The sequence below is a fragment of the Bradyrhizobium sp. genome, from assembly GCF_017881085.1.
Classification (GTDB): domain Bacteria; phylum Pseudomonadota; class Alphaproteobacteria; order Rhizobiales; family Xanthobacteraceae; genus Bradyrhizobium.
The window spans coordinates 1-15,353 of record NZ_JADGRI010000105.1 but is presented as its reverse complement, the minus strand read 5'-3'; the positions used below and the strand labels follow the sequence as shown (position 1 = coordinate 15,353).

Genomic DNA, 15,353 nt, shown 5'->3' with positions numbered 1-15,353 from the left:
GGCGTGTCGCTTCAAGCAGCGCAGTCGCTAGCGCCCTTGGACTCACAGGCTTGACCAGAAAGGCGTCGGCGCCGGCCGCGCGCGAGGCCGCCTCGTCATCGCCGCGACCCGACACCCCGATGATCGGGATGCGGCCGAGCGGCGGGCTCAGGCCTCGAATTCGCCGGATGGTCTCGATGCCGTCGATGCCCGGCAGCACCATGTCCATCAGCACCGCGTCGAAGTCGCCCTGCGCGATCCGCTCGGCGGCGGCCTCGCCCCGCCCGATGAATTCGGCACTGTGACCGAGTTCGGTGAGGATCGTGTTGAGCACGACGCGGCCGAACGGATTGTCTTCGACGCCGAGGATACGCAGCGCCTGCGCCCGTGTCGCCGCGACGACGGCGTTCGCGCCCGAAGCGGCTGCCTTCGACGCTTTGGCTCGGGTCAAACTGACCGTCAGCATGAACGTGGTTCCGCCGCCGCGCCGTTGCGCCACGCTGATGTCGCCCCCCATCGCGCGCGCGATTTGTTTTACCGACGACAATCCGAGGCCGGCGCCGCCGAAGCGCGCGGCGATGCTGACATTGGCTTGTGAGAACGGACGGAACAGGCGCTTGATCTCGTTGAGCGCGAGCCCGATCCCGCTGTCGGAGACCGAAAAGGAGACGCCGATCTTGCCTTTCAAGCCGCGCACCGGGACCACCTCGAGCGCGACGCCGCCATGTTCGGTGAACTTCACCGCATTGTCGATCAGGTTTTCCAGCGCGGCGCGCAGCCGTACGGGATCGCCGGCAACCAACGCCGGTAGTTTCTCGGAAATCTCGACATGGGATTGCAGGCCTTTGGCCGCCGCCCGCCCGGCCAGCGAATCACCGGCGCCGCGCGCCAGCGCTCGCAGATCGAAGAAATCCTGCCGCATCCCGGCCACGGCGTGGCCATCCCGGGCGGCGTCGACGAACAAGGTCGCAAGGCTTGCAAGATGTTCCGCGCCCGCCTTGATGGTATCGACCCAGCGCCGCTCGCGCTCGTCGAGATCCGACGTGGCCAAGAGATCGCTGATGGCGAGAATTCCGGTGAGCGGGGTGCGCACTTCATGGGCAAACGCAGCGAGCGCCGCCTCGACCATGCCTGGTCCGGCCGTCTTGGCGGCGCGCTTGCGGGCCTTGCGGACGGCAAGGCCTGAAACGCGCTTTTTCGGCGGCCGGCGTTTCGCCGGCCGCGTGGTGCGCAGTGAGCGCGATTTCGCCGCCATGATTCCCCTGACCCTGGCCGATCCCCACCATGCCACGGCCGGACGCGGAGAGTCTCGCCGGAGGGGATTTTTCCCCTTGCAATCGGCGGCGGCAAGGGCGCGCCCGTATTTAAGGCAAGCCGACCAGGCGGCGGATATCGGCCGGCGTCGCGCCCTGGCTGCGGAGTTCGCGAAGACCCACGGCCGCGTTGGACTTCGAGAGCTTTCGCCCCGCAGCATTGAGCACGAGGCGGTGGTGCCGGTAAGAGGGCGACCGCAAGCCAAGCAGTTGCTGCAGCAGCCGGTGGACGCTGGTCGACCAGAACAGGTCCCGCCCCCGCACGACATCGGTCACGCCCTGCAAGGCGTCGTCGATCACCACCGAGAGATGATAGCTGCTCGGGGTCTCCTTGCGCGCCAGGATCACGTCGCCCCAGGCTTCCGGCCGGGCAGCCACTGCCCCCGTCCCGCTGTCGGGACCGTCGCCGTGCTCGATCCAGGTCAAACCGCCGGCCCGCGCGCAGGCCGCTTCCATGTCGAGCCGCAGCGCGTAAGGCAGGCCGGCTTCGAGCAGCCGCGCGCGTTCGTCGGGCGACAGCAATTTCGCGACACCGGGATAGAGCGGCGCCCCGTCGGGGTCGCGCGGCCAGGGAGCCTGCGCCTCCCGTTCCGCCACAAGTCTTGCGATTTCGGCGCGGCTCTCGAAGCTTGGATAGATCAGACCCATCGCTGACAGCTTCTCGACCGCATCGCGATAGTCTGAAAGGTGTTCGGACTGCCGGCGCACCGGGCTTTCCCAGGTCATGCCTAGCCAGGCGAGGTCCTCGTAGATCGCGGCCTCGAATTCCAGCCGGCAGCGGGTGGCGTCGATATCCTCGATGCGCAGCAGCAAGCGGCCGCCGCTTTCGCGCGCGGAATCGTGGTTCAGCAACGCCGAATAAGCGTGGCCGAGATGCAGGTAACCGTTCGGGCTCGGCGCAAAGCGGAAGACAGGCGGCATTGATCTCATTCGCGGGACGTGGTGGTTTTAAGTCGCAATGACCCTCCACCTCAACACCCAGGCCGATCTCGAAGAGGCCATTCACGCGCTGCTCAGGCAGGACCCGCGGCTCAAACCGGTATTCGGGATCGCCGGCATGCCGGCGCTGCGGCGTCGCGAGCCCGGTTATGCCGGCCTCGCCGCGATCGTCTGCGGCCAGCAATTGTCGACCGCGAGCGCCGCGGCGATCTGGGCCCGCCTCACGGCCGCGTTCGATCCGTTCCACCATGAGGCGCTCCGCAAGGCGCGCGCCGACCGGCTGGGCCGGCTCGGCCTGTCGGCGGCAAAGATCAAGACCCTGAAGAGCCTGGCACGCGAAATCGCCGCCGAGCGGCTCAATCTCGATGTGCTGGCGAACGAGGATGCCGACGCCGCGCACAATACGCTGACGGCGCTGCACGGCATCGGCCCGTGGACCGCCGACGTTTATCTGTTGTTTTGCCTCGGCCATGGCGACGCCTGGCCCGCCGGCGATCTCGCCGTGCAGGAGGCGGTGAAGATCGGACTCGGCTTGAAGACGCGGCCGACCGCAAAGCAGATGGCGCCGCTGGCGGAGCCGTGGCGCCCGATGCGCGGCGCCGCGGCGCATCTGTGGTGGTCCTATTACCGCGCCATCAAGAAGCGCGAGGGCGTGATCGGCGTCAAGGGCGGGCGACAATAATCGCGCGCGCAAATGCCGCCCTTTCTGGGCGATCCCAAACGGTATAGGTTTTGCCAACGGGGAAACGCCGCGAAGACGGCCGGATAGAGAAGACGCCAATGTTGGACAAAACCGACGATGTTTCGATCGCCGCCGAAAGCTGGCTGGCGCAATTCGAAAGCGCCATCGCCAAGCCTGATGAATCCTGGCTAAAGCCCCTGTTTCACCCGGAAAGCTATTGGCGCGACGTGCTGGCGCTCAGCTGGAACTTGCAGACCCTCAACGGCGCGGATGCGATCCTGCGGGAATTGAAGGTTCATGCCATCAGCGCCGCGCCGCACGGTTTCAGGATCGATCCCGACCGCGCCGCACCACGCCGGGTGACCCGCGCCGGTACCGTTTCAATCGAGGCGATTTTCAAGTTCGAAACCGCGCAAGGCCGCGGCAGCGGCATCCTGCGGCTGATCCCGGACGCCGCCGACGACAACCGGCTGAAGGCCTGGACGCTGCTCACCGCGCTCGACGAGTTGAAAGGCTTCGAAGAGCAACTCGGCTCGTCGCGGCCGCGCGGCCAGTCCTATTCGCGGGATTTTCGCGGACCCAACTGGCTCGACCTGCGCAAAGCCGCCATCGAATACGCCGACCGCGACCCCGCCGTGCTGGTGGTCGGCGGCGGGCAGGCGGGGCTCGCGATCGCGGCGCGGTTGAAGCAATTGCGGATCGACACGCTGATCGTCGACCGGGAGGCGCGGATCGGCGACAACTGGCGCAAGCGCTACCACGCGTTGACACTGCACAACCAGGTTCAGGTCAATCATCTGCCCTATATGCCGTTCCCGCCGAACTGGCCGGTCTACATCCCCAAGGACAAGCTCGCCAACTGGTTCGAGACCTATGTCGACGCCATGGAGCTTAACTACTGGACCCGCACCGAGTTCGAGAGCGGCACTTACGATGAAGAGAACGGGCGCTGGTCGGTGGTGCTGCGGCGGGCCGATGGCTCAAAGCGCGTCATGCATCCGCGCCACGTCGTCATGGCCACCGGCGTCAGCGGCATTCCGAACCTGCCCGATATTCCCGCTTTGAAAAACTTTACCGGCACGGTGCTGCATTCCAGCCAATATGACGACGGCGAGGCCTGGAAGGGCAAACGCGCCATCGTGATCGGCACCGGCAACAGCGGCCACGACATCGCGCAGGACCTGCATTCGAGCGGGGCCGACGTCACCCTGGTTCAGCGCAGCTCGACCTTGGTCACCAATATCGAACCATCGGCGCAACTGGCCTATGCGGCCTACAATGAGGGAACGCTTGAGGATAACGACCTGATCGCGACCTCGATGCCGCTGGCGCTGGCGAGACGCAGCCACGTGATGCTGACCGAGCAATCCAGGAATCTGGACAAGGATCTGCTCGACGGGCTGACGCGCGTCGGCTTCAAGCTCGATTACGGCGACGGCGACACCGGCTGGCAGTTCAAATATCTCACACGCGGCGGCGGCTACTATTTCAATGTCGGCTGCTCCGATCTGGTCGCCACCGGCGCGATCAGACTGATCCAGTTTTCGGACATCGAATCCTTCGTCGCCGATGGCGCGCAGATGAAGAGCGGCGAGCATGTTGCCGCCGACCTGATCGTGCTGGCGACCGGCTACCAGCCGCAGGAAGTTCTCGTGCGCAGACTGTTCGGCGACGGGGTCGCCAACCGCGTCGGCCCGATCTGGGGATTTGGCGAGGGCCAGGAACTGCGCAACATGTACACCCGCACGCCACAACCCGGCCTCTGGTTCATTGCCGGCAGCCTCGCGCAATGCCGGATCAACTCGAAATATCTGGCGCTGCAGATCAAGGCGATCGAGGAAGGGCTGTTGCCGCCGAGCGCATGAACTCCGTCCGCTTCACGGTTCCTCATGATCCAGGATCTGCCGCACGATGAAGGATGCGGCGTGGCGCCAGGCCTTGTCATTGTCGCCGCGGAAAGTGACGAGACGATTGAATACCACATTCCGCGTCTTCACCTCGACGAGGTCGAATTTTGCCCATTGCACCAGCGTACTCACCTTGTGGAAGCTGCTGATCAGCAGATATTCGGCGCCGGCCGCCTGCGCCTTGCCGAGCAACTGATCTGCATCGATATCGCCAATCGAACAGGCGTTGGGCGGGCAATCGAGCGCGACGTTTCGTACCTTTCCGCTCGCCGTTAAATCGGTGCGCAACGAAGCCTCGAACTCGCGCAGGCGTCGAAAGTGGTCGGCGGTCTGATCGATGACCTCGCCCGAGGTGTCGATATACTGGATTTCGGCAACCGCGAGGACGGGCGCCTCGCCTTGCGCCTGACTTTGCCGAACAGGAACGGCTGCGCAGAAGGCTGCGACGACCAGAGCGAGGCCCGCTGACCTTAGTTTCATCGGCTTTTCCATGGCGTATGGGTTCCTGTTGGCGATGCGTCTTGGCATCCGTTACAATCATATCCGGTAACCTCGCGCTAGTTCGACTGTTCCAGCAGACGGCGCTGAATCAACCAGCGCGCCCCCCGGCTCCAGGCCGAGTTGGCGCCCGCGCGAAGGTCGGTCTGCTCGACGTCGACGAGCGCCCCGGATTTGGCGTCGCGAATCTTGTAAGTCACCGCGTAATCCGTCCGGCTGATGCGTGTGACGATCCCGATCATGGACCGATCCGCATTGAGGCTCGCGGCGATTTTGGCTTCGCAACCGTCGCAACCGTGCAATTTGCCCGCTTTGGCCGCTTCGTCGTTCGCCGCGCCGACGTCGACCAGCTGGTAGCGGCCGGATTGCGCGATCAGCCGGCGCGCCTCTTCCGTCGAAAGCCGCAACTGCTCGCGGTCCATGTCGTCGGGGGGAACATACGCCGCGGCGGCGCTGAAATCCTCCAACTCAAACGGAAACACCGCAAGCTTGATCGGGGGCGGTGCGGCGGGTTCGGCCGCCTTCGCGACTGCGAACCCGGCAAGAGCCATGGCCGGCGCGAGGATGAAAGCAATGCCACGCATGCATGAACCCCGAAGCTGTCGTATCGCCGCCATAACGCCCGATCCGTGACTTTCGCGAAATGGAGATTTTCCCTGGATTGACCGGGTGAAATGCCCGATCTAGACTCGCGGTGCTTTCTTCCGGACGGTATTTGCTTCTAAATGCGATGGGAATGGGAGGGAGCTTGCGACAGGTCCCTGAATCCGTGGCGGGCCCCGCGCGCGCCATCGATCTGAAGCTGCGGCTGGCGTTGCGCGTCGCGGCGCTGGCGGCGGTTTGCTTCCTCGCGGTCGCAGCCTACGCCTTGTTTGACAGCGACCGGGTCAACAGGGCGAAGGCGATCCGTATTGCCGAAATCGTCGCCAAGGATATCTCGTTGCAGCGGGCGGAGGCGCAATGGTTTTCCCTATCGTCCGACCGGACTCCCGATCTGCAACGGGTCGCGACGCCGTTGATGGAGCCGGGCCTCTGCATCGCCTATCGGGATAATATCGGAGATTTTCGCCAGGGTATTTGCAGCGGCGCGCTCGCCGACGACACCGTCGCACCGGAAAGTTTCGCCGCGCTGTATCGCGCCGTCTTTCATCCGGGCGAGCCGATCTCGATGCCGCTGCTCATCGAGGGCAAGGCCGGGGGCGTGGCGGTCGCGACCTTCGACCCTGCCACGCAGATCGGCCAGAGCTGGCGCGAGACGAGCCGCCTTCTCTCGATCATGGCTTTCGCCCTCGCGGGGCTTTGTCTTGCGGTATACGCGGCGCTCGCGCGTGCGCTGCGGCCGACGCATGCCATTCGCGCCGGGCTGTCGCAACTTGCGGCGAACGATCTTTCCGCACGGCTTCCAAGCTTCGATCTCGCGGAACTCTCGGCCATTTCCGACGTCTTCAACGCGCTGGCGCAGAAGCTGCAGGCTACGCTTGCCGAACGCAACGCGTTGACGCGAAAGCTCATCGCCGTGCAGGACGAGGAGCGGCGCCATCTTGCCCGCGAGTTGCACGACGAATTCGGCCAGTCGCTCACCGCCATCGCCGCGCAGGCCGCCGCCGCCGCCCATACCGCGGAGCGCGAATATCCGCCGCTGCTTGGGGAATGCCGGGGCATCTCGCGCACCACGGCGGGCATGATGGAAACGCTGCGCGGGACGCTGGTGCGCCTGCGTCCGCCCGACATCGAGGAACTCGGCCTCACGCTGAGCCTGGAAAGCCTTGTCGCAAGCTGGAACGGCTTCGAAAAGGGCCGCACCCGGTTCGGCATCGCCATCATTGGCAAGGTCGACGAGCTGCCGTCGAGCGTCTGCGCGAGCCTGTATCGCATCGCGCAGGAGGCGATCACCAATGCGGCGAAGCACGCGCAGGCGAGCTGCGTGCAACTGCGCCTTGAGGCCGGACACGCCGATATCGTCTTGAGCGTCGAAGACGACGGCGAGGCGGGGAGCGGAAGTCTCGCGCCAAAAGCCGGCATGGGACTTCTCGGCATGCAGGAGCGGGTCGTTTCGCTCGGCGGAACGCTGCGGTTCGAGCGGCGGGCGGCAGGCGGCGCCCGGCTTGTCGCGAGCATTCCCAATATGGGGGCAGAACCATGAGCGTGCCCGATGCGAGGAGCTTCACGCGGGTGATGCTGGCGGACGACCATGCCATCGTGCGCGAAGGCTATCGCTCCTTGTTGCACAAGCAGGATCGCCTTCAGGTCGTCGCCGAGGCCGGCGACGGGGCCGACGCCTATCGTGTCTACAAGGAGGTCAGGCCCGACCTCGTCATCATGGACGTATCGATGCCTGGAATTGGCGGGGTCGAGGCGATCCGGCGGATCCGGCAATGGGACCATGCCGCGCGTATCCTGGTATTCACGATGCACCAGAGCGCCGCCTATGCGGTGCAGGCGATCAAGGCGGGCGCCCGCGGCTTTGTGACGAAGAGCAACCCGCCGGAGACGCTGTTGCGCGCTATCGCCGAGGTCATGGCCGGGCGCATCGCCCTCAGCCCCGACATCGACCACGAACTCGCCATCAGCCGGCTCGCCGATGAACCTTCGGCCGTCGATGCGCTGAGTCCGCGGGAATTCGAAATCCTGCGCATGCTGCTGGCCGAAAAATCCGTCGATGACATCGCCGAGACCCTGCACATCAGCGTCAAGACGGCGGCCAACACCCGCTATCTGATCCGCGCCAAACTCGGCGTCGCCTCCGACATCGAACTTGTACGCCTGGCGCTTCGCCAGCGGATCATCGCCGCGGAGGATATCGCGAGCTAGCCTGGCGAACATCGTGCGGCCGGCCTTACTCCGCCTTGATGTTGGAGGCCTTGATGATCGGCCACCAGCGTTCGGCCTCGGCTTTCTGGAACGCCCGCAAGGCCTCCGGCGATTGCTGCGCCAGCGGCGTGATCTGGATGCCGAGATCGTCCAGGCGCCGCTTCACCGCGGGATCGGCGAGCACCTGCACCAACGTGGCATTGAGCTTGGCGACGATGTCCTTCGGCGTGTCCCTGGGCACCCACAAGCCGTACCAGAGCGAGGCAAAGAAGCCGGGCAGTCCGGCCTCATCCGCGGTCGGAATATCCGGCGACGACGACAGCCGCGTCCGCCCCGTGATGGCGAACGGCTTGACGCTGCCGGAAGCGACCAGCGACTTGAAGTTCGAGGACGGCTCGATCATGAAATCGATTTGTCCCGCCAAGAGATCCTGCATCGCCGGCGCATTGCCGCGATACGGCACGAACTGAAATTTCGTGCCGGTCTCCTTCTGGAACGATATCCCCGTGAGATGACCGGTCGCGCCGACGCCGGCGATGCCGACCGACGCTTTGTCGGGATTGGCCCTGAGCCAGGCGATCAACCCCTTCAAATCGTCCGCCGGCAGGTTCTTCTTGCCGACGATCAGCAGCGGCTCGCTGCCGATCTCGATGACCGGTTCGAGATCCCTCAGCAGATCGAAGGAAAGCGCGTAAAGCCCGCCGGTCAGCATATGCGTGGTCGAGGTGCCGATCGAGAGCGTGTAGCCGTCGGCGGGCGAACGCACGGCGCGGCCGACGCCGATACTGCCGGCGGCTCCCGCGACGTTCTCGATGATGATGGGCTGGCCCAGGATCGGCCGCATATTCTCGCCCAGGAAGCGGGCAAGGGTGTCGGTGGCGCCGCCGGCGGGGAACGGCACGATCATGGTGATCGGATGCGCCGGATAGCCCTGCGCGACGGCTACACCGGTCCACCCCAGAGCGAAAATGGCCGCAACCATCACCGCCAGCAATCTGCGCATGTCGTTCCCCCCCGATGAAGCGCCTGCAACGCATTCTAGCTTGTTTTGGGTTGCCGCTGTGCGTCGATCAAACCTCGCCCAGCACCTCGCGCCGCCGTTGTTCCGATTCCTCCGCATAGCGCCGCATCGCATGGGCCTCGCTCAAAACCCCGATCGGCCGGTGTTCGCCGTCGATATCGACCACGGCGAGCGATTCCGCTTCCGCGGCGTCGAACACGGCGATGGCCTCCTGGATATTCATGCCGGGATGCAGCACGACATCCCGGAAATGCAAAAGGCCGATCAGCCCCTTGGCCGTCTCGATATCCGGCGCGTGCGCGTCGGCGACCAGCGCCAGCCCGACATAGCGGCCCGATCCATCGACCGCGACCACCTGGTTTTTCGACCCCAACGGGAATTTCTCGCGGAATTCCTCGATGCCCATATTGGCGTTCACGGTCGCGAGATCCTGACGCATCAGGCTGCGCACCGTGAGGTCGCGGATCCAGCCGATGTCGGCGGCGCTGCGGATAGTCTCGCCGCGCAGATGCAGTCGCCAGGTCGCGAAGGAGTAGCCGAACAATTCGCGGGTGATCTGGGTCGAGATGATGACCGCGACCAGAACGGCGGTCGAGAGCCAGAGATTGCCGGTCGATTCCAGCGCGATGAACGACATCGTCAGCGGCCCTCCGATGACCGAGGCCGACAGCGCGCTCATCCCGATGATGGCGTACACATTCGGGCTGAGGTTGAAGCCCGGCCAGATCGCATCGAAGCCGCCGGCGAACAGATGACCGCCGAGCGCGCCCAGAAACAGTGTGGCGAAAAACAAGCCGCCGCGAAAGCCGGAACCCAGCGATATCACCGACGCAATCGCTTTCAGGACGAAGATGGTCGCGACGACCGACAGCGGAATCGAGACAAATCCGGCAAAATGCAGCGCGCCATGCCCTGACGACATCACCTGCGGCGCTATCAAGGCGAGCAGGCCGACGCCGAGACCGCCCAGCGCCGGGCGCAGCGGCGGCCACAGCCGGGTCCTGGCCAGCAGCGTCTCGCACAGCGCCACCCCGCGCATGATGGCGATGCCGAACAGCGCCGCCAGAACCCCGAGCAAGGCGGCGATGGCGAGATCGCGGCCGAGCACATCGCCGACCGGGCCGACGCCGACGCCGAGCGACAGCACCGAAAAGAAGTGCGCAACGAAATAGCCTGCGACCGCGGCGACGCCGACAGGCGTCAGACTGGCCGGCGTATATCCCCCGATCACCAGCTCAAAGGCATAGAAGGCGCCGGCCAGCGGCGCCCCGAACGCCCCCGCGATCGCGGCCGCGGCGCCGCACCCGACCATGATGCGCTGATCGGCGCGGCGCAGATGAAAGCCGCGGCCCAGGGAGGCGGCGATACCGCTGGCGAGCTGGGTATAGCCCGCTTCGAGGCCGACCGAGGCGCCGACGCCCGAGGACCACACCGTCTGCGCCGCCACGATCACGCTGCCGCGAAACGACATCCGGCCGCCATGCAGGGCATTGGCCTCGATCGGGTCGACTTCGCGGGCCGGCCGGACCCGCTGCAGCAGCAGGAACGCCACACCCAGCAATAATCCGCCCAGGCTCGGCACCAGCAGCGCGCGCAGCGGATCGATCGCGTATTGGCTCGACAGGCGCTCCCCTATTTCAATGTTGAACAGCAGCACATGCATGGCTTCGACCGCCGCGCTCATGGCCGCCACCACCAATCCGCCGATGATTCCGACGAGGGCGGCGAGGACGACGAGGCTGGTTTCGTGGGCCCGAACGAACGCACGCAGGCGGCGCGGCGCCTCAAGAAAACGCGAGGTGGTAACCATTCTTAATTGAGCCCGTATTCGGCCGAAAACGCCGCCCGCCCCGGTTTAGCGGTCTTGATGCCGATCATGCAACCCGGCCCGGACGGGGGCGGATAAGGCCGCCAACGCTCTTCACAATCCCGTCACGCTGCCTGTAGTATGTCAACGCATGCTGCTTCGCAGCTAACATGGGAGTCAGGAGCGTTAATTGAACGCACATGTCTCGCAAGGCGGTTGGCCGGTACTGGTGCTGAACGCGGATTTCCGGCCGCTCAGTTACTATCCGCTGTCTCTCTGGTCGTGGCAGGACGCGATCAAGGCGGTGTTCCTCGATCGTGTCAACATCGTCGAGCACTACGACCGTGCCGTGCGCAGCCCGTCGTTCGAAATCCAGCTGCCGAGCGTGGTGTCTCTGAAGTCCTTCGTCAAGCCGACCACGCATCCGGCCTTCACCCGGTTCAACGTGTTCCTGCGCGACCGCTTCGTCTGCCAGTATTGCTCGGCCCATGACGATCTCACCTTCGACCACATCATCCCGCGCAGCAAAGGCGGCCAGACCACCTGGGAAAACGTGGTCGCCGCCTGTTCGCCGTGCAACCTGCGCAAGGGCAATCTGACGCCACAGCAGGCGCGGATGTTTCCGAGGCAACACCCGTTCGCGCCGACGGTGCACCAGCTGCACCGCAACGGCAGGCTGTTCCCGCCGAACTATCTGCACGACAGCTGGCTCGACTATTTGTACTGGGATACGGAGCTCGATCCGTAAGCGGAGCGCTCGGTGTGAGGTCGTAGCTCCGGATGTAGCCAACGGGTCGGCGCGAAGCGCCGCCCGATGACAGGCTCTGCGCCATCCGGGACATTGCGACACCGAACCCGGGTTTCGCCCATCGGGCGCGCATTCGCGCGACCCGTTGGCTCAATGTGGGCTACGGGTCACGAATTTAGTTTTCAAACAGCGATAGACAGAGCTCCGCGATCTCGCCGCATGTTTGGCGCGAGTTTTGGCCTGCTCGTTCCGCCCTCTCCAATCGAAGGGCGCAGGGAAAGCCGGGTGCCGGTTGCACCCGTGGGTCCCGTGCAAAAAAAGCACGGGGGTAGGACCACAGGTTCAGCCAGAAACACTCCGGCTCGGCGAATTTATGGATCGGACGGCAAAAAACTAGAACCTTCCCCGGTCCTCTGCGACATATAATACACGGTAAGGTTTATCGGTTTCTCGTAAGGCGGAGGGTCCAATGCTGGACTTTGCCAAACCGGAATCTGCTGCATTTCTCGCGGGTGGCGGGGAAATGGGCGCCGAAATGCGGAATTTTGACTGGTCCGCAACCCCCATCGGCGCTCCGGACGACTGGCCGAAAGCACTAAGCTTCGCGTTGAGGATCCTGCTGAATACGAACCATCCGGTGCTGATCTGGTGGGGGCCGGAATTCATTCAATTTTACAACGACAGTTTTGGTCAGATGGTCGGGCCAGATTTGCGCGCGGAAGGACTCGGCAAACCGGGCCGCGAATACTGGGGCGATGTTTGGGAACTCATAGGACCAGATGTAGAAAAGGTAATGGCCGGCAAGGGCAGCGTATGGCGCGAACATCGACTGATGCCGACAGGTCAGCAGGATTCATCACGTCATCATTATTGGACCTATAGCTTCAGCCCGATCGAGGAGGACGCAGGCGTCGGAGGAGTTCTAGTTATATGTCGTGACGAGACGCAGGAATACCGAACAAATCTGGCCTTACGCGCGCGCGAGGCCGAGCTGGCCCGTGTACAGCAGATTGGGAAAATCGGCGGACTTGAGGTAAATCTAACAAGAGGCTTCCAAAACCGACGGTCGCCGGAATATCTAGCCATTCACGGGCTGACACCTGAGTCCGCGCACGAGACGCATGACGACTGGGTTCGCAGAATTCACCCCGATGATCGATGGGCAACCGAAAAGCGATTCCTCGATGCTGTTGCAGGTCGTGAAGACGGTTACTCCTTGCGGTACCGCATTATCCGCCCAAGTGATGGAGAGATCCGCTGGATCTTGGCGAAGACCCAAATCGAACGCGATGAAAATGGCAACGCTATTCGCCTGGTGGGAGCTCATGCGGACGTCACCGATCAAGTAGTAGCCGAACAAGCTCTCAGGCAAAGTGAGGAGAAATATCGCACCTTGGCCGAGGAGCTGTCGCTGTCGCTTGACAAACTGCGAGCAGCGCAAGATCGCTTGGTTCACACGGAAAAACTGGCCTCGTTGGGTCAGCTCACTGCGGGTATTGCCCACGAGATCAAAAATCCACTTAATTTCGTCAACAATTTTTCCAGATTATCCGGGGAATTGATCGACGAGTTGCTCGAACTCTTGTCGGACGCTCCCCTCGCCACTCAACTGCGTGATGAGGTCGACGGCCTAGCCCATACACTGCAACAGAACCTTGAAAAAATCAGTCAGCACGGTAAGCGAGCCGATTCGATCGTAAAGAACATGCTCCTGCATTCCCGGTCAGTCTCGGGCGAACACCGTCTAGTCGATATCAACGCCGTCGTGGACGAGACTCTCAACCTCGCCTATCACGGCGCTCGAGCTGAGCGAGCCAATTTCAATATTGCGCTAAAGCGCGAGTATGATGACCGTTCGGGCAAGATCGATCTATACCCTCAGGAAATTTCCAGGGTTCTACTTAACTTGATCTCCAACGGGTTCTATGCAGCGACTAACCGGCAGGCTTCGGCAGGTATAGAGCCAACGCTCGTGGTGGCGACGAAGGACCTCGGCGACAAGGTCGAGATTCGTGTCCGCGATAATGGAGCCGGTATTCCCGCCGAGATCAGGGAGAGGATTTATGATCCCTTCTTCACCACGAAGCCTACTGGCGAAGGAACGGGGTTAGGTTTGTCGATCAGTCACGATATCATCGTGAAACAGCATCGCGGTACCATCAACCTCGAAACCCAACCGAACGAGTTCACCGAATTTATCATTGCGCTTCCACGTAAGTTAATCGATTGAAGCCTTGGCAAACCATGACTGCGACTATCCTTGTTGTAGACGACGAACCGGATCTTGAGGATGTGGTTCTGCAGCATTTTCAAAAGCAAATCAGCGATGGAAGAATTGCATTCGTCTTCGCTCGCGACGGGGTCGACGCGCTTCAGGCCGTCGCCGCCAATCCGCAGATTGAGGTGGTTCTCTCAGACATCAATATGCCACGGATGGACGGATTAACCCTATTGCGAAAGCTGCAGGAAGAGGAACACAAAAGAACGACCATCGTTGTTTCGGCCTATGACGACATGGCTAACATCCGCTCCGCCATGAACCGAGGCGCGTTCGACTTCCTGACAAAGCCGATCGATTTCAACGACCTCGAGGCCACACTCGAGAGGACTATTCTTCATGTGAATATGGAGCGCAACTCCCAGCAACGACTGATAAAGGCCGAACTAGCCCAGGCGTCGCTTTCTCGTTATTTCTCTCCACAGTTGGCAAGCCGGCTAGCGACGGGAGCTGACATGGACGGGATGACCGCCCATGTTCGTGACATTTCGGTCATATTTACCGACATCACCGACTTTCTGTCTCTGGTAGAGAAGACATCGCCTGCAATTCTGGGAGAGATGCTGAACGAATACATGTTCGGCATGACCGAAATTGTGTTCGCGCATCAAGGAACCGTTGCAAAAATAGTCGGAGATGCAATCCAAATCTTGTTTAACGCTCCGAGCGATCAAGCTGATTATGGAATTCGAGCCATTACCTGCGCCAATGATCTTGACGCATGGGCACAAGGGTTTCGGCTTCGCTGGAGGTCGAGAGACGTCAATTTTGGGGTTACGCGCATAGGTGTGCATGCGGGTCCGGCGCTCGTCGGGAATTTCGGTGGCGACCGGTTTTTCGACTATACAGCCCATGGAGACACGATGAACACCGTCGCCCGACTAGAGGCTGTCAACAAACACTTAGGAACACGCATTTGCGCGAGCGCAGCGGTGGTGGCAATTGCCGGAAGATTTCAAGGAAGGCCTATTGGCGAATTGGTGTTGCGCGGTCGTGGCGAACCACTTGAGGCCTATGAGCTGTTACCGGCTCTTGTGTTCAACGAAGCAGCTGCTGCCCGGTATCTTGATGCTTACACCAAGCTGAAATCAGAAGACGCATCCGCAACTTCTGCCTTTGCCGCCCTGCTGGCTTCAAATGCGGATGACTCGCTTGTTGAATTTCATCTTCGACGATTGTTGAACGGAGCGAAGGGCATCCGTATCGAGTTGGACACTAAAGTCCATTAGCTCTCCGGCCTATCTGCGGTACGGAGCTGCTACTACTGCAAGTACATCCGCCCCCGGCACTTCGCTGACATAGATGTATCGGCAGGTGCCCGCTTTGCGCCATGCGCTGCCGTTCCATAACCACGCATTGCGTGAATTGCT

General features: G+C 62.7%; 13 protein-coding genes. 7 read left to right on the top strand and 6 right to left on the bottom strand.

Annotated features, from left to right (window positions below; translation table 11 throughout):
* The coding region (locus QZ213_RS12430; RefSeq protein ID WP_291686369.1) for an ATP-binding protein at window positions 1-1,234 on the bottom strand (1,234 nt) is incomplete at its 3' end.
* A 109-nt stretch (window positions 1,235-1,343) separates the two neighbouring features.
* Window positions 1,344-2,213: a tRNA glutamyl-Q(34) synthetase GluQRS gene (gene gluQRS, locus QZ213_RS12425; protein WP_291686368.1), complete on the bottom strand. Its 870-nt coding sequence runs from the start codon at window positions 2,211-2,213 to the stop codon at window positions 1,344-1,346.
* A gap of 37 nt (window positions 2,214-2,250) precedes the next feature.
* Here gluQRS and QZ213_RS12420 point away from each other — a divergent pair, with 37 nt between their 5' ends.
* Window positions 2,251-2,913: a DNA-3-methyladenine glycosylase 2 family protein gene (locus tag QZ213_RS12420; protein WP_291686367.1), complete on the top strand. Its 663-nt coding sequence runs from the start codon at window positions 2,251-2,253 to the stop codon at window positions 2,911-2,913.
* 98 nt (window positions 2,914-3,011) lie between these two features.
* Window positions 3,012-4,778, top strand: a complete 1,767-nt coding sequence (locus tag QZ213_RS12415) for an NAD(P)/FAD-dependent oxidoreductase (RefSeq protein ID WP_291686366.1) — start codon at window positions 3,012-3,014, stop codon at window positions 4,776-4,778.
* Between the two features lie 12 nt (window positions 4,779-4,790).
* Here the strand turns inward: QZ213_RS12415 and QZ213_RS12410 are convergent, their stop codons facing one another.
* Window positions 4,791-5,300, bottom strand: coding sequence for a DUF2380 domain-containing protein (locus QZ213_RS12410; protein WP_291686365.1), 510 nt, complete (start codon window positions 5,298-5,300; stop codon window positions 4,791-4,793).
* Window positions 5,301-5,377: 77 nt separating this feature from the next.
* Window positions 5,378-5,902, bottom strand: coding sequence for a DUF3280 domain-containing protein (locus tag QZ213_RS12405; protein WP_291686364.1), 525 nt, complete (start codon window positions 5,900-5,902; stop codon window positions 5,378-5,380).
* 185 nt (window positions 5,903-6,087) lie between these two features.
* Between QZ213_RS12405 and QZ213_RS12400 the strand changes: the two genes are divergently transcribed.
* Together QZ213_RS12400 and QZ213_RS12395 are read left to right on the top strand one after the other, a co-directional pair.
* Entirely contained in the window at window positions 6,088-7,461 is a 1,374-nt protein-coding gene (locus tag QZ213_RS12400; protein ID WP_291686363.1) for a sensor histidine kinase, read from the top strand.
* Window positions 7,458-8,129 carry a response regulator transcription factor gene (locus QZ213_RS12395; RefSeq protein WP_291686362.1) on the top strand — a complete coding sequence of 224 codons (672 nt, stop codon included), beginning with the start codon at window positions 7,458-7,460 and terminating at the stop codon, window positions 8,127-8,129. The genes QZ213_RS12400 and QZ213_RS12395 overlap by 4 nt, the downstream gene beginning before the upstream one ends.
* Window positions 8,130-8,154: 25 nt before the next feature.
* On the opposite strand, the gene QZ213_RS12390 is transcribed toward QZ213_RS12395, so the two are convergent.
* Together QZ213_RS12390 and QZ213_RS12385 are read right to left on the bottom strand one after the other, a co-directional pair.
* Window positions 8,155-9,132 (bottom strand): tripartite tricarboxylate transporter substrate-binding protein, encoded by a 978-nt coding sequence (locus tag QZ213_RS12390; RefSeq protein WP_291686361.1) that lies wholly within the window; start codon window positions 9,130-9,132, stop codon window positions 8,155-8,157.
* Between the two features lie 67 nt (window positions 9,133-9,199).
* Window positions 9,200-10,960, bottom strand: coding sequence for a chloride channel protein (locus QZ213_RS12385; protein ID WP_291686360.1), 1,761 nt, complete (start codon window positions 10,958-10,960; stop codon window positions 9,200-9,202).
* A gap of 187 nt (window positions 10,961-11,147) precedes the next feature.
* On the opposite strand from QZ213_RS12385, the gene QZ213_RS12380 reads away from it, so the two are divergent.
* The 3 genes from QZ213_RS12380 to QZ213_RS12365 all read left to right on the top strand — a co-directional run bounded on the left by QZ213_RS12380 (window position 11,148) and on the right by QZ213_RS12365 (window position 15,212).
* Window positions 11,148-11,705 (top strand): HNH endonuclease, encoded by a 558-nt coding sequence (locus QZ213_RS12380; protein ID WP_291686359.1) that lies wholly within the window; start codon window positions 11,148-11,150, stop codon window positions 11,703-11,705.
* A 469-nt stretch (window positions 11,706-12,174) separates the two neighbouring features.
* Window positions 12,175-13,935: an ATP-binding protein gene (locus tag QZ213_RS12370; RefSeq protein ID WP_365885064.1), complete on the top strand. Its 1,761-nt coding sequence runs from the start codon at window positions 12,175-12,177 to the stop codon at window positions 13,933-13,935.
* 14 nt (window positions 13,936-13,949) lie between these two features.
* Complete coding sequence (locus QZ213_RS12365) at window positions 13,950-15,212, top strand: response regulator (protein ID WP_291686358.1); 1,263 nt, start codon at window positions 13,950-13,952, stop codon at window positions 15,210-15,212.
* The last annotated feature ends 141 nt before the right edge of the window (window positions 15,213-15,353 follow it).